3 protein-coding genes are annotated in these 1,405 nt (G+C 64.8%); 1 reads left to right on the top strand and 2 read right to left on the bottom strand.

What is annotated here, in order from left to right:
* Positions 1 to 149: 149 nt before the first annotated feature.
* Both ACIRS4_RS37030 and ACIRS4_RS37025 read right to left on the bottom strand, forming a co-directional pair.
* Positions 150 to 413 (bottom strand): hypothetical protein, encoded by a 264-nt coding sequence (locus ACIRS4_RS37030; protein ID WP_404204483.1) that lies wholly within the window; start codon positions 411 to 413, stop codon positions 150 to 152.
* Between the two features lie 65 nt (positions 414 to 478).
* A complete protein-coding gene (locus tag ACIRS4_RS37025) occupies positions 479 to 826 on the bottom strand; it encodes a YbaB/EbfC family nucleoid-associated protein (protein WP_404204481.1) in 348 nt (115 codons plus the stop codon).
* 178 nt (positions 827 to 1,004) lie between these two features.
* On the opposite strand from ACIRS4_RS37025, the gene ACIRS4_RS37020 reads away from it, so the two are divergent.
* Positions 1,005 to 1,298: a hypothetical protein gene (locus ACIRS4_RS37020; RefSeq protein WP_404204479.1), complete on the top strand. Its 294-nt coding sequence runs from the start codon at positions 1,005 to 1,007 to the stop codon at positions 1,296 to 1,298.
* The last annotated feature ends 107 nt before the right edge of the window (positions 1,299 to 1,405 follow it).

Genomic DNA, 1,405 nt, shown 5'->3' with positions numbered 1-1,405 from the left:
CCCCCGGCTGCTTCCAGCGCAGCCCCACGATTCGTGACCATGCGCGAACTCTCGCCGCCCCCGCTTACCGAATCCTTAAAACCCACCGGAATTCGATTCCGTTCCACGACCGACCCACGAATCCATGCTGAATCTCGAAGGCGGAGGGCTCAGAACGTACTGAGCCCGGCATTCGGTTGCAGGGTCTGCCGCTCGACGAGATCGCGGATTTCGGGTGCTCCATGGTTCACCAGGACCCCGGCCGATCGAGGAGTGCGCCAAATCCCTTCCAGCACTGCGGCGAAAGATCGAGCGTGCTCGCGGCTACCGAAATCCAGTTCGACGTACACCCGGTTGCCGTCGGGCTCGCCGCGCGTGATCCGATACGACAGGACGCCGCTGACCAGGGTGGGTACCTCCCCGCCAGCAGACATTCCCGGGCTGCGGTGGCCGGGTCTGCCTCGGCTCACCCGGGGCCGCTACCTGACCCGTAGCCGCCTCAGTTGGTCCAGAGCCTGACCGGCTGCAGGTCGTCCTGGTCGGCCCATTCGGGTTGCGGCGGTGGCGTCGCCTGTACGGCGTTCTTCTTCTCGTCTCGAAGGAACTGTTCGTACACCTTGTGCGCCTGCGCTTCCGCATCGGCGCGCGCCGCCCGGTACTGCTCGATGATGGTCCGCTCGAGCTGCTGGGTCCCCTCCGCGGCGGCGTGCGGCGCCAGCCTGATCTGGGTGATCTGGCCGTAGGCATCCACCTCGATCGCCATGCTCCGGTCCGCGGCGCGAGCCTGGGCCCGGACCACCCCGATGGCCTCATCGATCTTCTCGGCCCGCGCGCGACGCTGGTCCACGTGCTTCGCTCCCCTTTTTCCGGATCGTCCATGCCGGGATGTCTCCCCCCGACTGCCCGACACTGTACCGACACCGAGCGTCGGATTGTTCCCAGTACATACCGACCGCTACTATTCAGCAGCGCATGGCTAGTGCTGGGGGATTCATGAAGCGAAAGCTGTTGGTGGGACGGTAGACATGGTTGCCTTCGATCCCGAAAAGTTGCGTGGGCTCGCGACCGATACCCGCACCCATGCCGGTGCGATCGGCAAACTGAACCCGATCGGCGAGCACAACCGTGACGCCGCTCCCGGCGCGATGCCGTTCTCCGCCTTCGCGAAAAACGTCCAGAGCGTACTGAAGGCGATGGATCGGGTGGTGACGCTCCATCAAGGCAGACTCGACCAGTTCGCGACTCTGACCGATAACGCGGCCGGCACAGTCGATGGGATGGAAGAGGCGAATGTGGCCGGATTCAAGGGGATCAAGTGAGCGGGGAGAAGATCACCATCTCCACGGTGCTCGGGTGGAAGCTCGATTCGGCACGCTTCGCCGGCGCGGACGCGATGAACGCCGGAATCACCCTCGAGGCCGAATCA

It is taken from the genome of Streptomyces sp. NPDC101166 (genome assembly GCF_044768125.1).
Lineage (GTDB): Bacteria > Actinomycetota > Actinomycetes > Streptomycetales > Streptomycetaceae > Streptomyces.
Note: the sequence above shows the minus strand (reverse complement) of the source record. Positions and strands in the feature narration are given on the sequence as shown.

Coding starts and splice junctions, on each gene's coding strand:
- ACIRS4_RS37030 (WP_404204483.1), bottom strand. CDS start 413: ATGTCTGCTGGCGGGGAGGTACCCACCCTGGTCAGCGGCGTCCTGTCG.
- ACIRS4_RS37020 (WP_404204479.1), top strand. CDS start 1,005: ATGGTTGCCTTCGATCCCGAAAAGTTGCGTGGGCTCGCGACCGATACC.